This is a genomic window from Nocardioides sp. JQ2195, assembly GCF_012272695.1.
Classification (GTDB): Bacteria; Actinomycetota; Actinomycetes; order Propionibacteriales; family Nocardioidaceae; genus Nocardioides.
The window spans coordinates 168,491-192,250 of sequence record NZ_CP050902.1 but is presented as its reverse complement, the minus strand read 5'-3'; the positions used below and the strand labels follow the sequence as shown (position 1 = coordinate 192,250).

24 protein-coding genes are annotated in these 23,760 nt (G+C 69.2%); 14 read left to right on the top strand and 10 right to left on the bottom strand.

Translation table 11 applies throughout. The features are described 5' to 3' along the window. Genes ncot_RS00920 through ncot_RS00910 form a run of 3 tightly spaced genes read right to left on the bottom strand, consistent with a single transcriptional unit; the run spans position 1 to position 3,409 of the window. On the bottom strand, positions 1-1,212 hold the full coding sequence (locus ncot_RS00920) for a CoA transferase (protein WP_168615909.1): 1,212 nt from the start codon (positions 1,210-1,212) through the stop codon (positions 1-3). Then, positions 1,209-2,273: an acyl-CoA dehydrogenase family protein gene (locus tag ncot_RS00915; RefSeq protein ID WP_168615908.1), complete on the bottom strand. Its 1,065-nt coding sequence runs from the start codon at positions 2,271-2,273 to the stop codon at positions 1,209-1,211. The genes ncot_RS00920 and ncot_RS00915 overlap by 4 nt, the downstream gene beginning before the upstream one ends. Beyond that, entirely contained in the window at positions 2,273-3,409 is a 1,137-nt protein-coding gene (locus ncot_RS00910; protein ID WP_240938010.1) for an acyl-CoA dehydrogenase family protein, read from the bottom strand. The genes ncot_RS00915 and ncot_RS00910 overlap by 1 nt, the downstream gene beginning before the upstream one ends. A gap of 142 nt (positions 3,410-3,551) precedes the next feature. Here ncot_RS00910 and ncot_RS00905 point away from each other — a divergent pair, with 142 nt between their 5' ends. From ncot_RS00905 to ncot_RS00880, 6 genes are all read left to right on the top strand, one after another. Further along, entirely contained in the window at positions 3,552-4,274 is a 723-nt protein-coding gene (locus ncot_RS00905; RefSeq protein WP_240938009.1) for a helix-turn-helix domain-containing protein, read from the top strand. A 96-nt stretch (positions 4,275-4,370) separates the two neighbouring features. Beyond that, on the top strand, positions 4,371-5,447 hold the full coding sequence (dctP, locus tag ncot_RS00900; protein WP_168615906.1) for a TRAP transporter substrate-binding protein DctP: 1,077 nt from the start codon (positions 4,371-4,373) through the stop codon (positions 5,445-5,447). Beyond that, the gene (locus ncot_RS00895) at positions 5,444-6,046 is read left to right on the top strand and encodes a TRAP transporter small permease (protein WP_168615905.1); all 603 of its coding nucleotides are present in this window, start codon (positions 5,444-5,446) and stop codon (positions 6,044-6,046) included. The genes dctP and ncot_RS00895 overlap by 4 nt, the downstream gene beginning before the upstream one ends. A 1-nt stretch (position 6,047) precedes the next feature. Further along, positions 6,048-7,322, top strand: a complete 1,275-nt coding sequence (locus ncot_RS00890; protein WP_168615904.1) for a TRAP transporter large permease — start codon at positions 6,048-6,050, stop codon at positions 7,320-7,322. Between the two features lie 23 nt (positions 7,323-7,345). After that, positions 7,346-8,122: a crotonase/enoyl-CoA hydratase family protein gene (locus tag ncot_RS00885; RefSeq protein WP_240938008.1), complete on the top strand. Its 777-nt coding sequence runs from the start codon at positions 7,346-7,348 to the stop codon at positions 8,120-8,122. Next, positions 8,119-9,315: an iron-containing alcohol dehydrogenase family protein gene (locus ncot_RS00880; protein WP_346766629.1), complete on the top strand. Its 1,197-nt coding sequence runs from the start codon at positions 8,119-8,121 to the stop codon at positions 9,313-9,315. Before ncot_RS00885 ends, ncot_RS00880 begins: the two co-directional genes overlap by 4 nt. 14 nt (positions 9,316-9,329) lie before the next feature. Here ncot_RS00880 and ncot_RS00875 read toward each other — a convergent pair whose 3' ends face one another. The 3 genes from ncot_RS00875 to ncot_RS00865 form a co-directional block, all read right to left on the bottom strand. Then, positions 9,330-10,325 (bottom strand): glutathione S-transferase C-terminal domain-containing protein, encoded by a 996-nt coding sequence (locus ncot_RS00875; RefSeq protein WP_168615901.1) that lies wholly within the window; start codon positions 10,323-10,325, stop codon positions 9,330-9,332. Between the two features lie 122 nt (positions 10,326-10,447). Then, positions 10,448-11,527: a histidinol-phosphate transaminase gene (gene hisC / locus ncot_RS00870; protein WP_168615900.1), complete on the bottom strand. Its 1,080-nt coding sequence runs from the start codon at positions 11,525-11,527 to the stop codon at positions 10,448-10,450. 10 nt (positions 11,528-11,537) lie between these two features. Continuing rightward, complete coding sequence (locus ncot_RS00865; RefSeq protein ID WP_168615899.1) at positions 11,538-12,125, bottom strand: VanZ family protein; 588 nt, start codon at positions 12,123-12,125, stop codon at positions 11,538-11,540. Positions 12,126-12,223: 98 nt separating this feature from the next. On the opposite strand from ncot_RS00865, the gene ncot_RS00860 reads away from it, so the two are divergent. The 4 genes from ncot_RS00860 (at position 12,224) to ncot_RS00845 (ending at position 14,270) form a co-directional block, all read left to right on the top strand. Beyond that, complete coding sequence (locus ncot_RS00860) at positions 12,224-12,598, top strand: phage holin family protein (RefSeq protein WP_168615898.1); 375 nt, start codon at positions 12,224-12,226, stop codon at positions 12,596-12,598. Beyond that, positions 12,599-13,102 carry a low molecular weight protein-tyrosine-phosphatase gene (locus ncot_RS00855; RefSeq protein ID WP_168615897.1) on the top strand — a complete coding sequence of 168 codons (504 nt, stop codon included), beginning with the start codon at positions 12,599-12,601 and terminating at the stop codon, positions 13,100-13,102. Next, positions 13,099-13,953, top strand: a complete 855-nt coding sequence (locus ncot_RS00850; RefSeq protein WP_168615896.1) for a fructosamine kinase family protein — start codon at positions 13,099-13,101, stop codon at positions 13,951-13,953. The genes ncot_RS00855 and ncot_RS00850 overlap by 4 nt, the downstream gene beginning before the upstream one ends. A 71-nt stretch (positions 13,954-14,024) precedes the next feature. Next, entirely contained in the window at positions 14,025-14,270 is a 246-nt protein-coding gene (locus ncot_RS00845; protein ID WP_168615895.1) for a hypothetical protein, read from the top strand. Between the two features lie 140 nt (positions 14,271-14,410). Here the strand turns inward: ncot_RS00845 and ncot_RS00840 are convergent, their stop codons facing one another. Further along, positions 14,411-15,832 (bottom strand): HNH endonuclease signature motif containing protein, encoded by a 1,422-nt coding sequence (locus ncot_RS00840; RefSeq protein ID WP_168615894.1) that lies wholly within the window; start codon positions 15,830-15,832, stop codon positions 14,411-14,413. Between the two features lie 392 nt (positions 15,833-16,224). On the opposite strand from ncot_RS00840, the gene ncot_RS00835 reads away from it, so the two are divergent. The 3 genes from ncot_RS00835 to ncot_RS00825 are packed head-to-tail and all read left to right on the top strand — an operon-like array spanning position 16,225 to position 19,034. Further along, complete coding sequence (locus ncot_RS00835; protein WP_240938007.1) at positions 16,225-16,929, top strand: response regulator transcription factor; 705 nt, start codon at positions 16,225-16,227, stop codon at positions 16,927-16,929. A 44-nt stretch (positions 16,930-16,973) separates the two neighbouring features. After that, positions 16,974-18,314 (top strand): HAMP domain-containing sensor histidine kinase, encoded by a 1,341-nt coding sequence (locus tag ncot_RS00830; protein WP_240938006.1) that lies wholly within the window; start codon positions 16,974-16,976, stop codon positions 18,312-18,314. Positions 18,315-18,317: 3 nt separating this feature from the next. Continuing rightward, the gene (locus ncot_RS00825; RefSeq protein WP_168615893.1) at positions 18,318-19,034 is read left to right on the top strand and encodes a M50 family metallopeptidase; all 717 of its coding nucleotides are present in this window, start codon (positions 18,318-18,320) and stop codon (positions 19,032-19,034) included. Between the two features lie 6 nt (positions 19,035-19,040). Here ncot_RS00825 and ncot_RS00820 read toward each other — a convergent pair whose 3' ends face one another. Further along, on the bottom strand, positions 19,041-20,336 hold the full coding sequence (locus tag ncot_RS00820) for an MFS transporter (protein WP_168615892.1): 1,296 nt from the start codon (positions 20,334-20,336) through the stop codon (positions 19,041-19,043). Positions 20,337-20,443: 107 nt separating this feature from the next. On the opposite strand from ncot_RS00820, the gene ncot_RS00815 reads away from it, so the two are divergent. Then, complete coding sequence (locus ncot_RS00815) at positions 20,444-21,892, top strand: trypsin-like peptidase domain-containing protein (protein WP_168615891.1); 1,449 nt, start codon at positions 20,444-20,446, stop codon at positions 21,890-21,892. A gap of 9 nt (positions 21,893-21,901) precedes the next feature. Here ncot_RS00815 and pabB read toward each other — a convergent pair whose 3' ends face one another. Together pabB and ncot_RS00805 are read right to left on the bottom strand one after the other, a co-directional pair. Next, positions 21,902-23,170 carry an aminodeoxychorismate synthase component I gene (gene pabB, locus ncot_RS00810; protein WP_168615890.1) on the bottom strand — a complete coding sequence of 423 codons (1,269 nt, stop codon included), beginning with the start codon at positions 23,168-23,170 and terminating at the stop codon, positions 21,902-21,904. Beyond that, entirely contained in the window at positions 23,167-23,751 is a 585-nt protein-coding gene (locus tag ncot_RS00805) for an aminodeoxychorismate/anthranilate synthase component II (RefSeq protein ID WP_168615889.1), read from the bottom strand. The genes pabB and ncot_RS00805 overlap by 4 nt, the downstream gene beginning before the upstream one ends. Positions 23,752-23,760: the final 9 nt, after the last annotated feature.

Genomic DNA, 23,760 nt, shown 5'->3' with positions numbered 1-23,760 from the left:
TCAGTCCCGCGGCAGTGCCACGGCGACGCCGTCAGCCACCAGCTTGGCCACGTCATCAGGACCCAGACCCGTGCCCTCCAGCACCTGCTCCGTGTGCTCGCCCAGGCGTGGAGCCGGTCGAGCAGGGTGGGGTGGCACGCCCATCGATATGGGCGAACGGGCCAGGCGCACCTCGCCGAGCCCCGGCTGGTCGAGCGTGTGGAAGAACTCGGTGGCCACGAGGTGCTCGTCCTCGAAGAGGTCCTCGATCGAGTTGACCGGGCCATGGGGGATGTCGGCCGCTCGGAAGAGCGCCATCCACTCCTGCGTCGTGTGCCGGAGCATCTCGTCAGCCAAGATCGAGTAGAGCTCGTCGATGTTCCGCGTCCTGGCTCCGATGGTGGCGAATCTCGGGTCCGAGCCCAGTTCCGGCTTGCCGATCAGGTCGAAGAACGCCAACCACTGCTTGTCGGCGTAGACCATCACGGAGAGATGGCCGTCCGACGTCCGATAGGGCTTGCGGTGCTCGGAGTCGGTGCGGGCATAACCGGTGGGGCCGGTCGGCGGGTTCTGGACCCAGCCACCCTGGCGATCGAGCAGCATGAAGGAGGCCATGCCCTCGAACATCGGCACCTCGATGATCCGACCCAGGTCCGTGCTGCCGCGGCCCGCCAGGGCCGCGCTGATCGCAGCTGCTCCGTAGAGCCCCATGATCTTGTCGGCCGCGGCCGAGCGCCAGTACGCCGGCTCAGAGCCGTCCACCGCCTGGGCCGCCGCGACTCCCGATGCGGCTTGGATCACGTCGTCGTACGCCGGCTGGTCCGCGTAGGGGCCACCCGCGCCGAACCCGCGGAAGCCGCAATGGATCAGGCGCGGGTTGATCTCCAGCAGTTCCTCACCAGTGATGCCGAGACGTCGGGCGGCAGGAGGTCGGATGTTGTGCAGGAACACGTCGGCGTCGGCGACGAGAGAGCGCAGCGCCGCCATTCCTCGTGGGTCCTTGAGGTCGAGCGCAACCGAGCGCTTGCCGCGGTTGGCGGTGACGAAGACCGGGCCCAGTCCACTGCCCTGGTGATCGTTGATGCTGCGCACCGTGTCGCCATCGGGGCTCTCGACCTTGATCACGTCGGCTCCCCACTCCGCCAGGAGCTGCGCGCAGTAGGGGGCCATGAACACGGTGCTCAGCTCGATCACTGTGACGCCTGCCAGTGGCGCCTGTGCCGTCGGTTTCATCGGGACGCCTCCATCAGGACCTTGTCGAACTCAGCACTCGTGGCGCCGGTGGCCAGTTCCCACACGGATCCGGAGGTCGCCCTCAGGGTCGAACCGAGAAGCCGGTCCCAGAACCGCACCCCTCCGAACTCATTGCGCCAGTCCAGCAACGGCAGGGTGAGCAGCTGCAGTGGGTGCTCGACCGTGGTGCCGATCGCGCCGTGCACCTGGTGGGCATTGCGGATGACCGTGCTCGAGGCATGGCCGACGCACGAGCGCGCGACCGCCACGCGGAACGCCGAGGAGGGACCGGCCAGATCGGTGATGGCCGCGTCCGTGACGGCCGCATCCACGGCAGAGCGGGCGAGAGCCGTCTCAGCGGCGATGTCGGAGACAAGGTTCTGCACCGACTGGAACTTGCACAGTGGTCGTCCGAACTGCACGCGCACCGTTGTGTGCTCCACGCAGAGCTCGACGATGCGCTCCATGGCGCCGACGGACTGCACCGCTCGCCCCAAGGCCCCGCGCAGCAGGATCTGGGTCTCGGTGCCGTCATCGACCGGCGTGCCGTCGACCGTCCCGGTGACCCTCACCGAGGAGCGGGGCAGGCCGGACCGGCTGGCAACGGGCTCGATGTCCACGTCGCTGGGGTCGAGATCGGCAACAACGCGCCGTCCGTCTGCATGGGCAAGCACGACGATGCGCTCCACCTCACCGGCCCACGGGACCAGCGGACTGTGGCCCGACTCGTCGAGGACCGCGACGGTCCGCGGCCTGTCGTCCACCGGCAGGTCGGCCTCGCGGAGCAACCACGCCGCCAGCAGGTCCGTCTCCACCAGGGGAAGGTGCGCCGCGGCCGCAGCGGCCTCACGCAGGAGGGCTGCGCTCTCCAGCCAGGACGCTCCACTGCCACCGTGCTCCTCAGGCAAGGTCAGTGTGGCCAGGCCGAGTTCTTGGAGCTGGTGCCACTGCGCCCCTTCCAGACGGATGCCGTCGACGCCCTGGTCGAGCCGGTCGATGAGACCTCGTGAGCGCACCACGTCGCGCATGACCTGCAACAGGTCGGGATCAATCGTGTTCATCAGCGCATCCCCAATCCGCGGGCGATGACCCCGCGCAGAATCTCGTTGGTGCCGCCACGGAGGGTGAATCCAGGTCGCTGGATCACTCCCCGCGTGGCCAGTGACTTGGTCCGCGACTCAACCCCGCTGGCGCTTCCCGCCGACTGGTCGATCCACTCCGCGAGGTCTCCCTCGAAGGTCGTGCCGAGCACCTTGACGAGCGCGGCCGAGACATCGGCCTCTTCGCCCCGCTGCAGACTGCCCGCCACCGCACGCGACATCTCGTGGAGCCCAGCGAGCCTGGCCAGCTGGCGACCGGAGTCGACGTCCGCCACGTTCTCCGCGACGGCCGGGTCCGCCATGGCCTGCTCGAACAGCTGCATCGTGGAGAGGAAGCGCTCGGGTCCGCTCCGCTCGAAGGACAGCTCGGAGGTGACCTGCATCCACCCGTCGCCCTCCTCACCCACGAGGCGGTGATCGGGGACGAAGACGTCGTCGAGGACCACTTCGTTGAAGTGGTGGTGCCCGCCGGCCGAGATGACAGGCCGTACGTCGACTCCGGGATCATCGAGCCGCACCAGCAGCTGGCTGAGCCCGGCATGCCGGTCGGAGGCATCGAGCGGGGCGGTGCGGACCAACGCGATGAACGCATGCGCGAGGTGTCCGCCGGAGGTCCACAGCTTCGTGCCACTGACCGTCCAGCCGCCATCCACACGGTGCGCCTTGGTGCGGACACTGGCCAGGTCGGAGCCACTGTCCGGCTCGGACATGCCGATGCCGAAGTAGCACCTCCCTGCGGCGATCTCGGGCAGGAACTCACGGCGTACCTCTTCGGTTCCGAAACGCAGGAGCGTCGGTGCGACCTGCCGGTCGGCGATCCAGTGTGCGGCCACCGGAGCCCCTGCAGCGAGCAGCTCCTCGGTCACCACGAAGCGTTCGAGGTGGGTGCGCGCATGGCCGCCGTACTCCCTCGGGATGGTCATCCCGATCCATCCGCGCTCTGCCAGGGCACGTGTGAAGTCGATGTTCCACCCGCTGAGCCAGGTGTCGACTCCGCCGAGCTCGGTGCGCAGGGTTGCGGGTAGCGTCATCAGGAACTCACGCACCTCCTGACGCAGCGTGCCCAGCGCAGCGCTCTCGTCGGTGTGGGTCGGCATGAGGGACATCGATTTACCACCGTTCTACGAATGTACGAAGTGAGTTACGTAATTACGTATCTGAGCGGTAGGATAGGTTCTGCCGTTGGAATCGTCAATCAGCTGCGAGGTAGCCATGTCGGAGGAAGCCAGACCCGTTCACGTGCGACCCCGACACCGCATGGTCGACCGCGTGGCCGGGATCCTCGAGACAGTCGCCCGCAGCGAGAACGGCTTGTCGCTCACCGAGATCGCGCGACAAGTCGACGCACCCCTCAGCACCTGCCAAGGGCTGGTCAACGGACTGGTCGCCACCGGCTACCTGGACGAGAAGGCCCGGTCGTACCGCCTTGGAGTGGCCCCCTACCTGCTGAACCTCCTGGCCGGACGGGGCGCGGTCAACCGCGTGGACCACCAGGATCTCGTCGACCTGCACGCCGAGACGGGCATGACCGCGATCATCACGGTGGCCGTCGGCCAGGACCAGGTCTACATCGACCACTGCTCCACCGACCCGAGCACGGCCTACCTGGCCGAGAGCTACATGCGGCGCTCCCTCATCCGCACCTCATCGGGGTGGATCCTGCTCGCGGACTACGAGCAGCGAGACCTGTGGGCCTACCTCCAAGGGCTCCCCGACGTGGACGCCGGGCGCGTGGAGTCGCTCCTCGAACACCTCCCCGAGATCCGCCGCAGCGGCATCTGCGCGATCCCCCACGTCGCCGAGAATCCCGACTCGGACGGCATCTCCGTGGCACTGCGCGAAGGCAACCGGACGGTGGCCGCCGTCGGCGTGGTCGGACCGCACGCGATTCTCGCCCAACGGCGCGACGAGATCGTCGAGACTCTCCAGCGCCATGCCGCACGCTGGCACCAGCGCGACTGAAACTCTCCAGCACCTGGGCGTTGACATGGTCCGGGGCATGTGGCTACGGTCACGTCTACGTAAATACGTAGTCACCACCGTAATTAGGGAGACAGGATGGCCCGGAAGAACCACGGCCGCACCCGGCGGGGCACCATTGGTGCACTCTCCGGCGCGGCCCTCCTCCTCGCGAGCAGCGCATGCGCATCGCCGCCACACCCCAACGCAGAGGGCGACCTGATCCTCAAGTTCGGAGACAGCTTCTCCGCGACGCACCCCATCGGGGCCGGAGGCGTCACCCCGTTCATCGACACGCTCCAGGAACGCGGCGACGACCTCGGCCTGGACGTGGAGTACTTCGCCAGCGGCCAGATGGGCAAGCAGCGTGACATGGCCGCGCTGCTGCGATCCGGGGTCATCCAGCTGGGCGCCGTGTCACCGGCATACGTCGGAACCGAGCTCCCACTGTCGAACGTCGGTGACCTTCCCGGGCTGATCTCCGATGCCTGCACCGGCGCCGACGCGGTTCTCGCCACGATGCAGGAGGGCGGCACCCTCTTCGAGGAGGAGCTGGAACCGCGCGGCATCAGGCCGCTGTGGGTGGCAGTCGTGCCCCACTACGAGGCGATGACCGCGGGACTGCCGGTGCAGGATCCCAGCGATCTCGACGGTGAGATCCTGCGGTCCACCGGCGGTGTCGCAGACCGAGTGGTCGACGAGGTGGGCGCTGCCGGCGTCTCCATGCCCCTGGGCGACCTCTACGAGGCGATCTCGCGGAAGACCGTTGCCGGCACCTTGGCCAGCCCGGCCAGCATCGGCTCCTACAAGCTCGGCGAGGTGCTCCACTACAGCACGGAGGACGCGCGCCTCGGCGCCTTCACCGTCACGTTCTCCATCTCCGAGGACGTCTGGGACATGCTCGACGACGACCAACGAGACCTCCTCCGCGAGGCCGGCGAAGCGGCCCAGGACGGCGCCTGCAAGGCCATCGAGGAAGAGCAGGCGCAAGCACTCAAGGAGATGCGTCAGCAAGGGGTCCGGATCCACGAGATCACCGACGGCGAGCGCGCGGCCTGGGACGAGCTCGCCGAACCCGTGCGCGAGAACTGGGTCAGTGACCTGGAGAGCACCGGCCGCCCGGCCAGCGAAGTGCTGACCGAGTTCGAGACCGCGCTCGAGGAGACCCGTAGATGACCGAGACCATTCTTCACGTCGACGAACGAACGATGACCCCTCCGCCCCCCAGGGACACAGCCCTGGTCAGGGTCGAGAAGGCCATCTCCTCGGTCTGCGCGGCGATTGCCGGGTTCAGCCTGGTGGGCATCACCGTGCTGACCGTTGCTGAGGTGATCAGTCGCAACCTGGCCTCGACCCCACTCGGTTGGAACGTCGCGATCGTCGAGCAGTACCTCATGATGGCGATGGCCTTCTTCGGCGCGGTCACCGCCTACTACGCCGGCGCCCACATCGCGGTGGCCACGGTCTACGACCGGTTCCCCGAGCCGGTGCGAAGGGCACTGACCCTCTTGGCACACGCCATCGTTCTCGCCTGCTTCGTCCTGCTCGTCTGGGCGGGCACGGGGGCCGCTTGGTTCTCCTTCCGTCTCGACGAGGCTCCGGTTCCGGGCATGGCCGAGCTGCCCCTGCCCACGTGGTGGTGGAAGGCGATCATGCCGGTCGCCTCCATCCTGGGCGCGTTCATCGCCCTGTGCGAGATCTGGCACACCCTTCGGGGTGGCCATGTCCCGGACCAGGACGACACCATCCAGGCCGAACTCTCGGAAGGGGTCTGACATGATCGCCCTTGCCTTCACCCTGCTCATGCTGGCGCTGATCCTGCTGCGCGTCCCGGTCTCCTTCGCAGTGCTCGGCACCGGGATCGTGGGCCTGCTGACCTTGGGCAGCCTGCCGGAAGCGATCGGCGTCCTCGCCACAGCGGCACCCACGTCGGTGATGAGCTACACGCTGTCCGCGGCGCCCCTGTTCATCTTCATGGCCCACCTCATCTTGCTGTCCGGCCTCGCCGACAGCATGTTCGACGCGGCTCGCACCTGCGTCGGGCGGGTGCGCGGAGGGACCGCCGTGGCCTCAGTGGCCGCAGGCACCGCCTTCGCCGCGGTCTCCGGGTCCAGCACCGCCTCGGCTGCCACGCTTGCCTCCACCTCCACCACGCAGATGATCCGCGAGGGCTACGACCCGCGCACCGCGAGCGGGCTGGTCGCGGTGGTCGGCACGTTGGCGGCCATGATCCCGCCCAGCGTGATCCTGGTCTTCTACGCCATCACCGCCGAGGTCAGCGTCGGTGACACCATCATCGCCGCAGTGATACCCGGCCTCTGCATCGCGGCCACGCTGGTGCTGACGCTCTACATCGTCTTCGCATTCAACCCCTCGGCCGCACCCAGCGGCGAGGCCACGTCGATGAAGGAGAAGGCGAAGGCGGTCGTTCCTGCCCTGCCGATCATCCTCCTCTTCGGTGCCGTCGTCGGATCCATCTACACCGGGATCGCCACCCCGACCGAGGCCGCGGCGGTCGGCGCCCTGGCCGCGTTCCTCCTGACCGTGGCACGGGGGAGGGCCACCGTCGCCGGTCTTCGGCACGTGATGGTCGAGTCGGTCCACACCAGCGCGATGATCTTCGCGATCATCGTGGGTGCGCACATCTTCGGTCACTTCCTGACCGACACCCAGGTCACCCCGAAGATGGTGGAGTGGATCAGTGGCCTGGGTCTGCCCGCCTTCGTGATCATGCTCTGCATCGGCCTGGTCTACGTCGTCCTGGGATTCTTCATGGACCAGATCGCAATCATCGCCCTGACCGTTCCCGTGATGCTTCCCGTGGTGCTCGAGCTCGGCTACGACCCCATCTGGTTCGGCATCTTCGTGGTGCTCCTCGCCGAGGTCGGACTGGTGACACCACCCATGGGCCTCAACGTCTTCGTAGTGGCCCGGGCAGCGGATCGTCCTGCCGAGGAGGTCTTCCGCGGTGCCCTGCCCTTCGCCGGAGCCATGCTGTGCATGGCAGTGGTCCTGCTCGTGTGGCCCGATCTCGCCCTCATGGTCCTGTGAACGAAATGAATGGAGAAACCCCCGTGTCTGAAGTCCTCACCGTTGAAGCATCCGGTCACATCGAGACCTGGACCATCAACCTGCCCGACATGCGCAACCCCATCTCCGGGCCCGATGTCGTCGAGGCGTTCGTCGACAATGCCTCCCGCGTCGACCGCGACCCGAATGTCAGGTGCGTCATCATCACCGGCGCCGGCAGCGCCTTCTCCGCCGGCGGGAACGTTCGCGAGATGGCCGACGGAAATGGCATGTTCGGCGGATCGCCCTACGAGCAGCGCAACGGCTACCGCCACGGCATCCAGCAGATCCCGCTGGCGCTGCACAACTGCGAGGTTCCGCTGATCGCTGCAGTGAACGGTCCCGCAGTGGGTGCCGGCTGCGACCTGGCGATGATGTGCGACCTGCGAATCATGTCCGAGCGCGCCTTCTTCGCCGAGTCGTTCGTCCAGCTCGGACTGATCCCCGGCGACGGTGGCGCATGGTTCCTGACCCATGCCGTCGGCCCCGCGCGGGCGGCCGAGATGGCGCTCACCGGAGATCGGGTGGACTCCGCGACCGCACTCGAGTGGGGCCTGGTCTCCCGTGTTTCCACACCTGAGGCACTGCTCGACGATGCGAACGCCTTGGCTGAGAGGGTCGCCAAGAACCCGCCTCACGGTCTCCGGATGGCCAAGAAGCTGCTCCGGGAGTCGCGCCGTCGCGACCTGGCCGACGTGCTCGAGCTGAGTGCGTCCATGCAGGCGCTGGCCCACCACACACCAGAGCACCGGGCCGCCGTGGAAGCCTTCGTCAAGAAGTGACCGGCCGACGACGCGTGACCACCGCGAGCCCGCCCGCGTTCAGTCACGCGACCCCTGCGTTCCGCACCTTCTGCGGGGACCGGGCCATGGCAGCCCTGCCACGCGAACTGCAACGCACCGGCCGGGCTCGGGTGGTCCTCGTCCACGGCGCTTCCGTCGGCCGCGACGAGCCGGCCATCGGTCGAGTCCGTCAGGCTGTCGGCGACAGGCTGGTCGGTGCCTTCACCGAGGTGCGGGCCCACAGTCCCGTGCCCACGGTGGAGGCGGCGAGTCGCTACCTCGCCGAGGTCGGCGCCGACGCCGTCATCGCCGTCGGTGGAGGCTCCGCGGTCGTGACGGCACGCGCAGCGAGCATCCTCCTGGCCGAACGCGCTCCACTGCGGCAGCTGTGCACCTCCCGGGCTGCGGACGGGAGCCTGCACAGCCCCAGGCTCCTCGAGCCGAAGATCCCCCAGTGGATCCTGCCCACGACGCCGACCACGGCCTACGCCAAGGCCGGAAGCGCGGTCAGGGACCCCGAGACCGGTGAGCGTCTGGCGCTGTTCGATCCGAAGACCAGGGCCCAGGGCGTCTTCCTCGATCCAGCGATGATCGCGACCACGCCCCAACCCCTCTTCCTGTCCGCGACGCTCAATGCGTTCTCGATGGCTGTGGAGGGGTTGCAGGCCCCGCTCGACGATCCACTCACCGATGCGCTGGCCTTGCACGCTCTCCGCGAGATCGCGGTCTGGGGACCTCGGTCGGTTGCTTCACCGGTGGATCCCGAGCCCAGATTGCGCCTGATGTCCGCCGCACTCCTCGCCGGGCAGGCCAGCGACCATTCGGGCAGCGGACTGGCACAGGCCCTCTCGCACGCCGTTGGCCCGGCATTCGACGTCTCCAACGGGATCATCGAATCGATCCTGTTGCCGCACGCGATGCGGTTCAATGCACCGGCGTGCGCACCCGGCCTGCGCAAGGTTGCGGAGGCCTTGGGCCGAGACCCAGACGAAGCACCTGCTGAAGCTGCCACCTGCGCCGTGACTTCGGTGCTCGGGAAGCTGAACGCCCCCGTCCGACTCCGTGACGTGGGGATTGCCCGCGAGGACCTGGACAGCATCGTCGACCATGCACTGGACGACTGGTCACTGTCCCAGGCACCGCGTCGGCCCTCGCGCACCGAGCTCCAGGAGCTGCTGCGGAGCGCGTGGTGATCCTCGACCGGCGCTCAGGCCCGGCCGTGCGGTGAGTGCCAGGCCTCCAGCGCAGGCCCCTTCGGGATGATCCCCGAGGGATTCACGTCGGTGTGCACGACGTAGTAGTGCGCCTTGATCTGGTCGAAGTCGATCGTCTCGCCGAAGCCGGGCGTCTGGAACAGGTCGCGCGCGTAGCCCCACAGGGCGGGCATCTCGGCGAGCTTGTTGCGGTTGCACTTGAAGTGTCCGTGGTAGACGGCGTCGAACCGGGCCAGCGTGGTGAAGAGCCGGACGTCGGCCTCCGTGATCGCGTCCCCCATGAGGAAGCGCCGGTCGGTGAGCCGATCCTCGAGCCAGTCCATCGCCGTCCAGAGCCGGTCGTACGCCGCGTCGTACGTCTCCTGGGACCCGGCGAAGCCACAGCGGTAGACGCCGTTGTTCACCTCGGTGAACACCCGCTTCATCACCGACTCCATCTCCTCGCGGAGGTCGTCGGGCCAGAGGTCGGGGGCATCGGGTCGGTGGTGGTCGCGCCACTCGAAGAAGAGGTCGTGGGTGATCTGCGGGAAGTCGTTGGTGACCACCGCCTTGGTCGGCACGTCGACCATCGCCGGCACCGTGATGCCACGCGAGTAGTCGGGGAAGCGGGCGAAGTAGGCCTGCTGCAACCGTTCGTAGCCGAGGACCGGGTCGACGCCACCGGGGTCGAGGTCGAAGGTCCAGCTGCGCTTGTCGTGCGTGGGACCGGGGAGCCCGAGTGAGATCACGTCCTCGAGGCCGAGGAGCTTGCGCACGATGATCGCGCGGTTCGCCCACGGGCACGCCTTGGCAGCCACCAATCGGTAGCGCCCCGGCTCCACGGGCCACACCTGCACGTCGCGCGGGCTGTCCTTGCTGCCGCTGGGGAACTCGTCGTCACGCGGGTCCTGCGAGGAGGCACCGGCCAGGATGCGGTCGGGGATGTAGTTCATGTCGCGACTGAACTCCTCGCCCTTGGCGACGTACGTCGGGGTGTGGTCCTCGCCCATGACTGCTCCTCCTGTGGTTGCCTCTTCAACGATAGTCGGTGGTGGTCGAGTGCCCGCCAGGACCAGCAAGAAGTCCCGGTGGTCGAGTGCCCGCGAGGAACGAGCGGGTGTATCGAGACCGCTCAGCGCCGGAAGCTGCCGGCCAGGTCGATGAGTCGGTCATTGGCCTCCGGCTCGCCGATCGACACCCGCGCGCCCTCGCCCGCGAACGGACGCACGACGATGCCGACCTCGTCGGCGGCGGCCGCGAAGTCCGCAGTCCGGTCGCCGAGGGCGAACCAGATGAAGTTGCCCTGCGCGTCGGGGATGTCCCACCCGGCCGCGCGGACGCCGTCGACGACGCGCTTGCGCTCGGCCACCAGCGACTCGACCCGGGCCAGCAGGTGCTCCTCGGCCTGCAACGACGCGATGGCTGCGGCCTGCGCGACACCCGAGACCCCGAACGGCAGCGAGACGGCGCGGAGGGCACCGGCCAGCGGCGCTCGCGCAACGGCGTACCCGACCCGGAAGTTGGCCAACCCGTAGGCCTTGGAGAAGGTGCGGGTGACGACCACGTTGGCGTGCTCGCGGTAGACCGCCAGCCCGTCGACGGCGTCGTCCATGCGGACGAACTCGACGTACGCCTCGTCGAGGATCACCAGCACGTGCGACGGCACCTTGGCCAGGAACCCGAGCAACGCGGTCTGGGTGACCGCCGGGCCGGTGGGGTTGTTCGGGGTGCAGACGATGACGACCTTGGTGCGGTCGGTGATCGCCTCGGCCATCGCGTCGAGGTCGTGCTCCCCGGTCGCGGTGACCGGCACCTGCACGGACGTGGCCGCGGCCGCGGTCACCGCGATCGGGTAGGCCTCGAACGAGCGCCACGCGTAGACGACCTCGTCGCCGGGATCGCAGAAGGCCTGCAGGATCTGGTAGATCAGCGCGACCGAACCGGTCGCCGCGGACAGGTCCTCGACGGGTACGTCGAAGTGCTCGGCGAGCGCCGCATAGAGATCGGTGCAGCCCATGTCGGGGTAGCGGTTCATCTGGCCGACCACGCCCATCGCCGCCTCGACCACGCCGGACAGCGGCGGGTAGGGGTTCTCGTTCGAGCTCAGCTTGTAGGTCGTGAGACCTGCTCGCGGGACGGGAGGCTTGCCGGGAACGTAGGCGGGGATCTTCCCGACGTTGGCACGCGGCTGGGGGGTGGTCTGCTCGGTCATGCCGGTCAGGCTAGGGCATGCGGCCGGGCTGCCTGCTCTGGCGCTTGCGGTGCTTGTGGCGCCACGGCCGGAAGATCACGATCAGCACCAGCCCCAGGGCCACCCCGAAGACGGCACCCGTGACGTTGTCGACGATGTCGGTCACGTCGCAGGCCCGGTCGATGCGATCCAGCTCGAGCTGGGCCTTCTCGATCACCGCGGAGTAGACCGCGAGCCCCACCAGGCCCAAGGGCGTGAGCACCCATCCGGCCCGCCACCGGGCCACGGACAGCACCAGCAGCGCCCCAGCCGGGATGAACAACACCGTGTTGAGGGTGCGTTGCCCGGACTGGAAGATCCAGAAGCCGTCAGGGGCCGGTCCCCCGACGTCGAAGGAGCAGGTGGTGCTGCGCGCCTCCTCCGGAATCGCCAGGTCGACCGCCGTCAACGGGGTGAGGGTGACCAGGGCGATCACGGTGACTGCCCAGAGGAAGCCGGCCATCGAGAAGGCCGACACCCAGCCGAGGGGCCGGAGCAGCGCCAGGGCGAGCAGCCCGAAGACCACTGCCGACGCAGCTGCGCCCAGCAGCATCGCGCCGGTGCCACCGAAATCACTCATCGGGCAGAAGGCTAACTTTCCGGTGCGCCCCTGTCGGCCGCGGGCGCACGAGTCCCGCACGGAACAGGCGGCAACCCCGGTCTGAGTAGGCTGGCCGCGTGAAGTTCGTTGCCTGGCTCCTGACCAACGCGGTCGCACTCTCCGTGGCCGCGTGGATGCTCGACGGCATCAGCTTCAAGGGAGCCGACTGGGAGGCCAAGCTCGTCCCCGTGGCGCTGGTCTCCCTGATCCTCACGATCGTGACGATGTTCGTCGCGCCGGTGGTCAAGTTCCTCTCGTTCCCGTTCATCATCCTGACCATCGGCCTGTTCCTGCTGGTGATCAACGCCGCGATGCTCCTGCTGACTGCCTGGATCGCCGACAAGGCCGACGTGGGCTTCCACGTCGACGGCTTCTGGAACGCGTTCTTCGGCGCCTTGATCATCACCTTGGTCGGCAGCCTGATCAACGCCGTGATCCTCGAGGACGACTGAATGAGCCTGCCCCCTCCCCGCACCGCCGGCGCCTATCGCATCGCCCTGGTCTGCTTGGGCAACATCTGCCGATCGCCGATCGCCGACGTGGTGGTGAACCACCGACTCCACGAGGCAGGCCTCGACGCTCTGGTCTCGGCCGACAGCTACGGCACGGCCGGCTGGCACATCGGGAACCCGATGGATCCCCGGTCCGCGGCCACTCTCGATGCGGTCGGCCACGACTCGAGCAGCCACCGGGCGCGGCAGATCGACGCCGCGTCAGCCGCGACGTACGACCTGGTCGTGGCGATGGACCACGACAACGCCCGTGACCTGCGCGCGCTCGGTGTTCCCGATGACCGCCTGCGCCTCTTCCGTGACTTCGACCCGACCCCCGGCGACGGTGACGTCCCGGATCCCTACTACGGCGGTGACGACGGCTTCAGCGCCGTGCTCGAGCTGGTCGAGCGCAGCGCCGACGGTCTCATTGCCGCCCTCGAGCAGGAGGTGGTGCGCACATGACTCGCAACTCCACGACCGCACGCAAGGCCGAGGAGCTGCTCGACGTCCCGGTCGTCGCCACCTCCCCCGTCGCGGGCGGCGACATCTGCATGGCGACCCGGCTCAAGCTCTCCGACGGGCGCAACGCCCTGATGAAGACCCACGTGCACCCGCCCGTCGGCTTCTTCGAGGCCGAGGCCCGCGGGCTCACCTGGCTGTCCGTTGACGGAGGGGTGCCCGTGCCCGAGGTGTTGGCCGTCGACACCGACTGCCTGATCATCCCCTTCGTCGAGACCGGGAAGCAGACTCCCGACGCCGCCATCGAGTTCGGTCGCGCCCTGGCCGGACTGCACGGTGCCACCGTCGACGAGTTCGGTGCCGAGAAGGACGGCTTCATCGGACGACTGCCGATGCGCAACGCCACCGCCGGCTCCTGGCCGGAGTTCTACGCCACGCGTCGCGTGCTGCCCTACCTGAAGCTGGCCAGCGATCGGGGCGCCATCAGCCCCGCTGACGCCGGCGTCGTCGAGGGCTTGGTCGGCCGGCTCACCGAGCTGCTCCCCGAGGAACCACCCGCCCGCGTGCACGGTGACCTGTGGAACGGCAACGTGCTGTGGGGCACCGACGGTCACGTGCACGTGATCGACCCCGCGGCGTACGCCGGTCACCGCGAGGTCGACCTGGCCATGCTGGCGCTCTTCGGGCTGCCTCACCTGCCCCGGGTGATGGACTCCTACCAGGAGGTCACCCCGCTGGCCGACGGCTGGGAGGACCGCCTCGGCATCCACCAGGTCTTCCCACTGCTGGTGCACGCCTGCATGTTCGGCGGCGGGTACGGCGCCCGCGCGGCCACGATTGCCGCACGCTACTGAGGCCGCTCGACGGCTTGCCGCTCGGGCGCGCCGATGTCTGTACGCCCGCCCCTCCATGGAATTGGGGCGTCATGCCGTCACAGGGCCGCGCGGATGAGCTGGAGCTACGGGAGCGCACCCGAGGCGACAGACCGATCGGCCTCGCCCGTTGCCAGCGCGTGTTCGAGCACAAGGACCACGACATCATGGTCGACACGACGCATACGAGTGGTTGTATCGAGACCGGCGCCGGGCGTGGCAGTGGTCTGATGTTCGGTGGTCGAGTGACCGCGAGGCACGAGCGGTTGTGTCGAGACCAGTACCGGGCGTGGCAGTAGGCCCAGTCACCGGGTTCTTGTCCTCGGTGTGGGCCTGCTGTCGTGGTGCTACGTGTTCGGCCGGTGCTTGATGTGTCGGTGCCCTGACGGGGAGTTGGTTTCGAGACGGTCGCTGGGCGACCTCCTCAACCAACGTCGATTCAGAGTTCTTGGGTGAGTTCGACTGTTCCGGTGTGGGTGACCAACCAGGTCCGGCCGTGCTGGTTGGTCCAGGTATAGGTGCCGTCGCGGTTGCGTTGGTATCGCCATCCACCGTGGGTTTTGAGCAGGTGGTGTCGGCGGCACAGGGGGGCCAGGTTCTCCGGGTTCGTCTGCCCCGGTGGTCCGGTGTCGTCATAGGGCACGATGTGGTCGAGGTCGCAGGTCTTCGATGACCTGCCGCAGTAGGGGTGCACGCAGTGGGGGTCGCGTTCGGTGACCTGGTCCCGCATCGACTGCGGCGGGTCGTGGGCGTCGATGGCCCATTGCCTGGTGGTGTCGATCACCGGTGTGAGGCGGGCATCGGCTCCGAGCTGCTTCAGGTAGCCGGCGATCAGGGTGGTGGTGGCGGGGCCGAACATGTTCGTGTCCACCACCCCGATCTCACCCTGCTCGGTGTCTGAGTCGGGGCCCTCCACGAGGTCGCCGGGCACAGTCGCGGAGGCGGCGCACATGGTGGCCAGGTCCGTGAGGGACAGGTGCACGAACAGGCGGGCCTTGAGGTAGGACTTGCGCGGGATGACCGGCTCCCCGGTCTCCGGGTGGACCGGCGGGTCCTGGTCGAGGATCCCCAGCAGATCCAGCGATGCTTGCCGGTCGGCGATCACACCCAACGCCTTGGCCTTGCGTTGGCCCAACGTGTCGGTGTCGCCGAGGCGTCCCAGGGTGGTCGCCTCATCACAGACGAGGCCTTCGAACTTTGCCAGGTCCAACGACCCGCCGGTGGCGTGCAGGGTGCTGGTGCCCTCAGCCCCCGCGTCATGGTCGACCTCGACGTCCCAGTCGTCCTTGCCGGGGAGCCCGTTGTCGTCCTCGAGCTTGTCGGGGTGGAACTTCGCGATGCCGTGCTTGACGGCCCGGGCCATCGCGGCCATCGAGTACGAACCACCCTCGTGGAGGTGGTTGTCGATCCACCGGGCTGCCTCCAGGGAGAGGTCGTGGGTTTCCTCGGCGAGGCGGAAGGCTTTCCACAGCTCCAGCTCGAGGTCCTCGAAGCGGGCGTGGGTTCGTGGCAGCCGGTGGTGCAGGTCGAGGGTGTTGGCGAGGAACTGCTTCGCAGATTCCCGGGACTTCCTGGTGGCTGCGGCGAGGTCCTCGGTCACGAACGCGGCCACCAGTGGGGTGCCCTCGCCACCCAACACGGCGTCGAAGTCTCCGGCCATGCCGGGCAGTCCGTCGCCCCAGGTCGCGGGGTCGACGTCCGGGCCGGCGGGGTTGGTGACACAGAGCTGGTAGGCCAACCTGACCTTGCGGCGGTCGGTGCGGAACTCGGTGTCGCGGGTGTCCGAGATGAGGTCGAACAGGACGGCGCCGCCGAGGTCACAGACCTCGTAGGGGTGCAGTGCTGCGTCGATTTCGAACATGCCCCCATTGCATCACCGAGCACTGACACCGAACCCCCGAAAAAGGGGGTTCTCCACAGGGTTCGGAGAAACTATTTCCAGAATCTTTCCCGGTGGACTGCCGGTGGTGTGAACTCGGCCCGGCGGGGGCGACGTACGGGCGGTTTCGAGACGCTCGTTCCTCGCTCCTCAACCACCGGCGGGGGCGACGTACGGGCGGTTTCGAGACGCTCGTTCCTCGCTCCTCAACCACCGGCGGGGGCGACGTACGGGCGGTTTCGAGACGCTCGTTCCTCGCTCCTCAACCACCGGCGGGGGCGACGTACGGGGCGGTTTCGACCAACGAGGACTGGCGGCGCGGCGACTCGGGGCATTCTCAGCCACGATTCAGGAGGGTTTGGCACAGTGGTGTCGTGAGCACCACTGCGCCCAAGCCCCACATCCTCGTCGTCGACGACGACCGAGCGGTTCGTGAGTCGCTCCGCCGTTCGCTGGAGTTCAACGGATTCATGGTGTCGATGGCCGAGGACGGCGCCCAGGCGCTGGCCGGCATCGGCACCCTCAAGCCCGACGCCGTGGTGATGGACGTGATGATGCCGCGGCTCGACGGCATCGAGACCACCAAGGCCCTGCGCACCGCTGGCAACGACGTGCCGATCCTGGTGCTCACCGCCCGTGACGCCGTCGGCGACCGTGTCGACGGCCTCGACGCCGGCGCCGACGACTACCTCACCAAGCCGTTCGCCCTGCAGGAGCTGCTGGCTCGGCTACGTGCGCTGCTGCGCCGAGTCGTGCCGCAGGACGAGTTCATCGACGAGACGCTGACCTTCTCCGACCTGACGCTGGACCTGGCCAGTCGCGAGGTGCGCCGCGGCAAGCGCTCGATCGAGCTCACCCGCACGGAGTTCGCCCTCCTGGAGATGTTCATGCGGCGACCCAAACGGGTCCTCGAGCGGTCGTTCATCCTCGAGGAGGTCTGGGGCTACGACTTCCCCACCACCGCCAACTCGCTCGAGGTCTACGTCGGCTACGTGCGGCGCAAGACCGAGGCCGAGGGTGAGCCCCGGCTGCTGCACACCGTGCGCGGCGTCGGCTACGTGCTGAAGGACTCGCCCTGAATTCCCTGACCCGCAACCCCGAGGGGTGGCACTACCGCAGGTCCTTGGCCAGTCGAGTCACCCTCCTGACCACCTTCGCCGTGGGCCTGACCGTGACGGTCCTCGCGTTGGGCGCCTACCTCACGGTGCGGATGCAGATGCAGGCCAGTCTCGATGCCTCGCTGCTCGATCGTGCGCAGAGCGCCGCGCAGACCCCGACCCTCTCGGAGCTGACCGCGGAGATGAAGGTGCCCTCGTGGGCCTTCGGTGCCGCCGACGTACGCATCGCGTTCGTGACCGCGTCCCGCAGCTGGTCCATCGACGGTGGCCCCTCCCTCGACCTGGGCCACCAGGAGCTCGCGGTCGTGCGGGGCACGACGTCCCACTCGATCCGCACGATCGAGGCTGGCGACACCCGCTACCGCGTCGTCGCCGTGCCGACGCGCGACCGCGGTGTCGCCCTGGTCATCGCCCAGTCGCTCGACTCCCAGGAGCGGGTGCTCGGTCGTCTCGGCATCGTGATGCTGCTCTTCGGTGCGGCCGGCGTGATCGCGGCCGGCGTCGCAGGATGGGGCGTGGCCCGCAACGGTCTGCGTCCGGTCCGCCGCCTGACCGAGGTGGTCGAGGAGATCGCCCGCACCGAGGACCTCACCCCCATCGAGGTCGAGGGCAACGACGAGATCGCCCGACTGTCCTCCGGGTTCAACGCGATGCTTGCCGCCCTCGAGGCCTCACGCGAGCGCCAGCGCCAGCTGGTCGGCGACGCCGGCCACGAGCTGCGCACGCCGCTCACCTCTCTGCGCACCAACCTCGACCTGCTCCTGCAGGCCGACCAGGCAGGTGGCATGCCGGCCGAGGCACGGGCCGAGCTGCTCGACGACGTGGGCGCCCAGATCGAGGAGATGACCACGCTGATCGGTGACCTGGTCGAGCTCGGCCGTGACGAGCACGCGCCACACCAGGTCGAGCTGGTCGACCTCAAGGAGGTGCTCGACCGTGCCATCTCACGCGTCCGTCGCCGGGCCTCGAGCATCGACTTCGACGTCGAGGCCCACGACTGGTGGGTGACCGGGGAGTCGGCTGCCCTGGAGCGGGCGGTGATGAACCTGCTCGACAACGCCGCCAAGTGGAGCCCGGCGGACGGCACCGTCACGGTGCGCCTGGTCGACGGCGTGCTCACCGTCTGCGACGAGGGGCCGGGGATCGCCGAGGTGGACCTGCCCTACGTCTTCGACCGGTTCTATCGCTCGACGGAGTCGCGGGCGATGCCCGGCTCCGGGCTGGGACTGTCGATCGTCCGGCAGACGGCGATCCGGCACTCCGGCTCGGTCGAGGCCAGCAACCTCCCCGACGGCGGCGCCTGCCTGGAGCTGCGGTTGCCCGGGCGCACCCTGCAGCGAGTCTGATCCGTGGACCTCACCGAGGCGGCCAGCCAGGTCTGGTCGCGGGCCACGGCCGAGCAGACCCCACCCGAGCCCGGGTTGGTGCTGTTCATCGCGATCGTCGCCCTGCTGCTGGTGCTGTTCCCCACGACCTGGCACTGGGTGCGCCACCTGGTGACCGTCGTGCACGAGGCCGGCCACGCGTTCGTGGCGCTGCTGGTGGGCCGTCGCCTCTCGGGCATCCGCCTGCACTCCGACACCTCCGGGCTGACCGTCTCCCGCGGCCGTCCGAGCGGTCCGGGCATGGTCGCGATGCTGGCTGCCGGCTACCTGGCGCCGGCCGTTGTCGGGCTCGGCGCCGCGACACTGCTGGCCGCCGGGCACGGCCTGGCCGTGCTGTGGCTGCTGCTGCTCGCGCTGGTGCTGATGTTCGTGCAGATCCGGAACTGGTACGGCGCCCTGGTGCTGCTGGTCCTCGGGGGCGGGGTCTTCGCGATCACCTGGTACCTCTCCCCCGTGTGGCAGTCGGCTGTGGCCTACGCGATCACCTGGTCGCTGCTGCTGGCCGCTCCGAAGCCGGTGCTGGAGCTGATCGGCCAGCGCCGCAGCAGCCGGCGTACCGGCTCCGACGCAGACCAGCTGGCCCGGCACACGCCCCTGCCTGCCGGGTTGTGGGTGGCCGTCTTCCTGGTGGCCAACTTGGCCGGGCTGGCCGTCGGGGTGACCACCCTGCTGCCGGTCTGAGCCGGCCTACGCGACGCTCGCCCCGCCCTCGGTCAACGGGGTCCGGGCGCGCGCCCACACCAGGACCGGCACCAGCAGCAGGGCGAGGAGCCCGAAGCCCACGGAGAGTGTCTGGAAGCTGGTGGCGGACATGACCATGCCCGACATCACTCCACCGCCGGCGCCGGCGAGCGCGATGAGCACGTCGATGGTGCCCTGGGTGCGGGGTCGGTTCTGCGGCACGGTGGCGTCGACGACAAGCGCCGTGCCCGAGATGAGCCCGAAGTTCCAGCCCACGCCGAGCAGGACCAGCGCGAGGACCAGCATGCCCAGAGAGTCACCCGGGGCGAACGCGGCGACGATGCCCGCCGCCAGCAGGGTGATGCCGGAGGCGATCGCCATCGGCGTGCGGCCGAGCCTGTCGACCAGCATGCCGGTGACCAGCGAGGGCAGGTACATGCCGGCGATGTGCAGCCCGATGACCAACCCGACGGCGCCCAGCTCGTGGTGGTGGGCACGCATGTGGACCGGAGTCATGGTCATGATCGCGACCATCGCGACCTGGGTCAGCACCATCACCGTGGCACCCACGTAGGCACCGACTCCCGGCCGCGGGACGGCGACGACGGGCCGACCGGGATCGAGGCTGGCCTCCTCCGCCGCCGTGATGGAACGTGCCAGCAGGTAGGGGTCGGGACGGAGCATCAGCAGCAGCACCGCGCCGGCCGCCAGGTAGGCAGCTGCGGCCAGCAGGAAGGGACCGGCCAGCGCCGGGATGCCCAAGGCAGTCGCCAGCTCGCCGAGCGGCTCGACCAGGTTGGGGCCGGCCACCGCCCCGAGCGTCGTGGAGACCAGGGCGATGCTGATCGCGTTGCCCCGCTTGCCGCGCTCCGCCAGGTCCGTGCCGGCGTACCGCGCCTGCAGGTTGGTCGCCGACCCCGCGCCGTAGGCGAAGAGTGCGATGAACAGCAGGGGCACGTTGTCCGCGATCGCGGCCAGCACGACGCCGATCGCGCCCAGGCCACCCGCTGCAAAACCGACGCCGAGACCGACTCGTCGTCCCCAGCGGTGACTGAACCGGCCGATCAGGAACGCCGCCAGTGCGGACCCCAACGTGAACAGCGCGATCGGGACGCCGGCGAGGCCTTCCGACCCGAGCATGTCCTCGGCCAGCAGGGCCCCGACCGTGATCCCGGCCGCGAGGCCGGCACCGCCGAGGACCTGGCTGGCCACCACGACGGTGAGGGTCCGCTTCTGCACCCGGGCGCGCTCCGCCTCGTCCGGAAGGTGCTCGGGCAGTCCCACGGCATCCCGCGCTGTCATGATGCATCTCCCACATGGCCGGCTCGGTGCGGCGTCCTCGGTTCCACCCGCTGGATGCTAGTGGGCGCGAGGTTTGCACACGTCACCTCCGCGGCATGATGAGCGCCATGAGCGACGAGAACGGCGCCCCGGAGCCCAACCCGAAGACCAACGTCCGGCCGGCTGCGCAGCCGAGCCAGCAGGGATCGGGCCAGCAGGGGTCGGGCCAGCAGTACGCCGCCCCGCAGGGCCACGCGCACCAGGGACCGCAGTTCCCTCCGCCCGCACAGGGCCAGCCCGCACGAGGCCAGCACCCACCAGGCCAGCACGCACCAGGACAACCCGGACCGGGCCAGCCCGCCCACGGCCAGCCTGCCTACGCGCCACCTCCGGGACCGCAGTGGCCGACACCGGCGCCGTACTCCGACCAGCCGGCCCACGGTGGCTCGGACAAGCGTGCCGCCCGGTCCTCGAGGAGTCGCCTCGGTGGCATCGGCCTCCTCGCCGGCGCGGTCGTCCTCGGCGCAGGCGCCGGCTTCGGCGGTGGCTGGCTGCAGGACGAGACCTCGGGTGGAGGCGGCGGCGACGCCACGGTCGATGCCGGCCAGATCGACATCGGCGGCGTGAACCTGCAGGACCTGGTCTCCGTGCAGACGGTCGCCGACAAGTCGCTGCCGTCCGTGGTCAAGATCGAGGCGTTCGGCAGCAGCTCCGGCTCCACCGGGTCGGGCATCGTCATCAGCGACGACGGGATGATCCTGACCAACTACCACGTCGCGTTCGACGGTATCGACGGAGAGCTCGACGTCTACTTCGACGACGGCACCAGCACCACGGCCGAGGTAGTCGGCACCGACCCCGACCTCGACATCGCCGTGATCAGGGCCGACGACGTCTCCGGTCTGACCCCCATGGAGTTCGGCGCTGCCGAGAACCTCCACGTGGGCCAGGCCGTGGTCGCCCTGGGCTCGCCCTACGGCCTCGAGTCCACCGTCACCGCGGGCATCATCAGCACGGTCAACCGGCCGATGCAGCTGCCCGGGATGGACGCCTCGCAGGAGGCGATGATCTACCCGGCCCTGCAGACCGACGCCGCGATCAACCCCGGCAACTCCGGTGGCGCCCTGGTCAACATCAAGGGCGAGCTGGTCGGGATGAACTCCAGCAACCGGATGGCGTCGGACTCGTCCGGTGGAACCGGGGACCTCGGCTCCATCGGCATCGGCTTCGCGATCCCGATCAACGTGCTCGAGCCGATCGTCGAGCAGCTGAGGAACGGCGAGGAGCCCACCCATGCCTGGCTCGGCGTCATCCCCGGCGACGCCCGCCAGTCCGGTGTGGCGCAGGGAGCCCGGGTCGACGAGTTCACCTCCGACAGCCCGGCCGAGCAGGCCGGTCTCGAGGTCGGCGACGTGGTCGTGCACATCGACGACTACCCCGTCGCGGAGGGCCTGGGCCTGGTCACCACCGCGCTGAACTACCGCCCCGGCGACCAGGTCTCGATCACCGTCATCCGTGACGGCGCCGAGGAGAAGTTCGACGTCACGCTGGGCGAGAAGGGCCAGCTGCTCGAGTAGCAGGACTGCTCAGTCAAGGACCCGACGCAGCCGCTCCGCCTTCCACCGGGACTCGGCGTACTCCTCCTCGACGTCGGAACGAACCGTGATGCCACCGCCGGTGCCGAGTCTCCAGATCTGGTCGCCGGCGGTGGTCATGCTGCGGATGACCACCCCGAGGTCGGCCCGTCCGTCGCCGGAGATCCAGCCGAACGCCCCGGCGTACACCCCGCGTGCGGTGGCCTCGACGTCCTGGATGATCTCCATCGTGCGCAGCTTCGGCGCGCCGGTCATCGATCCCGCCGGGAACAGCGCCCGCAGGGCGGCGATCGTGCCCAGGTCGTCGCGCAGGCGACCGCGCACCGTCGAGACGAGCTGGTGCACGGACGCGTAGGACTCGACGTCCATCAGCACCGGCACGTCGACGGTGCCGGGCGCGCAGACCGTCGCGAGGTCGTTGCGCAGCAGGTCGACGATCATCAGGTTCTCGGCACGGAACTTCGGATCTGCGGCCAGGTGCCTGCGCTGGCGCTCGTCCTCCTCGGGCGTCGCACCGCGAGGAGTGGTGCCCTTGATCGGCTTCGCCTCGATCATCCGGTGCCGGTCGATGGTGGCGTAGCGCTCGGGTGACGAGCTGAGCAGCCAGGTGCCGTGGTGCTGCAGGAACCCGGCGTACGGCGCGGGGTTGAGCTCGCGCAGGCGCAGGTACGCCGTCACCGGGTCCAGCCCGCTCCGCACGGCGAGGCGGTAGGTGAGGTTCACCTCGTAGGAGTTGCCGGCACGCAGCTCCTCCTGCACGCGCTCGAACTCGTTCCGGTACTCCGCCGGAACCACGACCTCCGGCACCGGCGCCGCGGGGACCTCCGGCACCATCGTCCCCGGCGGTCGGGACCACTCCGCCGGGTCCGCGGGACCATTCACCTCGTGCTCGAAGATCCGCACGTTGCGGGTCCGCATCCAGACCGCGGTGGGCATCGGGTCCGTCGGGTCGATCGCGGCCGGAAGGTCCGACCGGCTGGCGTAGCCGAAGTGGCCCACCCAGTGCACGTCGGCGCCGTCACCTGCGGACTCGGCCTCGAGGACGGCGAAGATGTCGTCACCGACCACCTCGGTCCTGCCGCCGCGGTGCCGGGTCACCTCGCCCGTTCCTGCATCGTAGGTGAGCGAGACGTCGTCGCCCTCCAACCAGCCGAGGATCGACCGACGGCCGGACCACGGCCGCGACCCGCCTCCGTCGAGCCAGAAGCACCGGTCGTGACTGGCGGCGATCTCCTCGAAGTGGGCCACTGGATCCGTCATGGGCTCTCCAGGAAGGTGCGGACCAGGTCGGCTCCGTGCCGGCTGAGGATCGACTCGGGGTGGAACTGCACGCCGTGCAGCGGCAGGGTGCGGTGGCGGACGCCCATCACCACGTCAGGCTGGCCCGGCTCGCCGTCGCAGACCGCGGTCACCCGCAGGGCGCCGGGGATCTCGGTGGCGGCGAGCGAGTGGTAGCGCACCGCCTCGAAGGGACTCGGCAGGTCGGCGAAGACCGAGTCTCGCTGGTGCCGGACCAGTGCCACGTCGCCGTGCGCCGGGGCGATGCGCGCGACCGTTCCGCCGTACGCCGTGACCAGGCCCTGCATGCCGAGGCAGACGCCCAGCACGGGTGTAGTCCCGGCGAGCAGCACGTCGTTGCCCACCGAGAAGTCGACCGGGTCAGCCGGGTGCCCCGGCCCGGGCGAGAGCACGACGTGGCTGAACCCGAGCAGGTGGTCGGCCGTGGTGGCGTCGTGCTGCACCACCTCCGGCAGCACGCCTGCGACCTGCGCCACCAGGTGCACGAGGTTCCAGGTGTAGGAGTCGTGGTGGTCGACCACCACCACTCGCGCGTCGGTCACGCCCTGAAA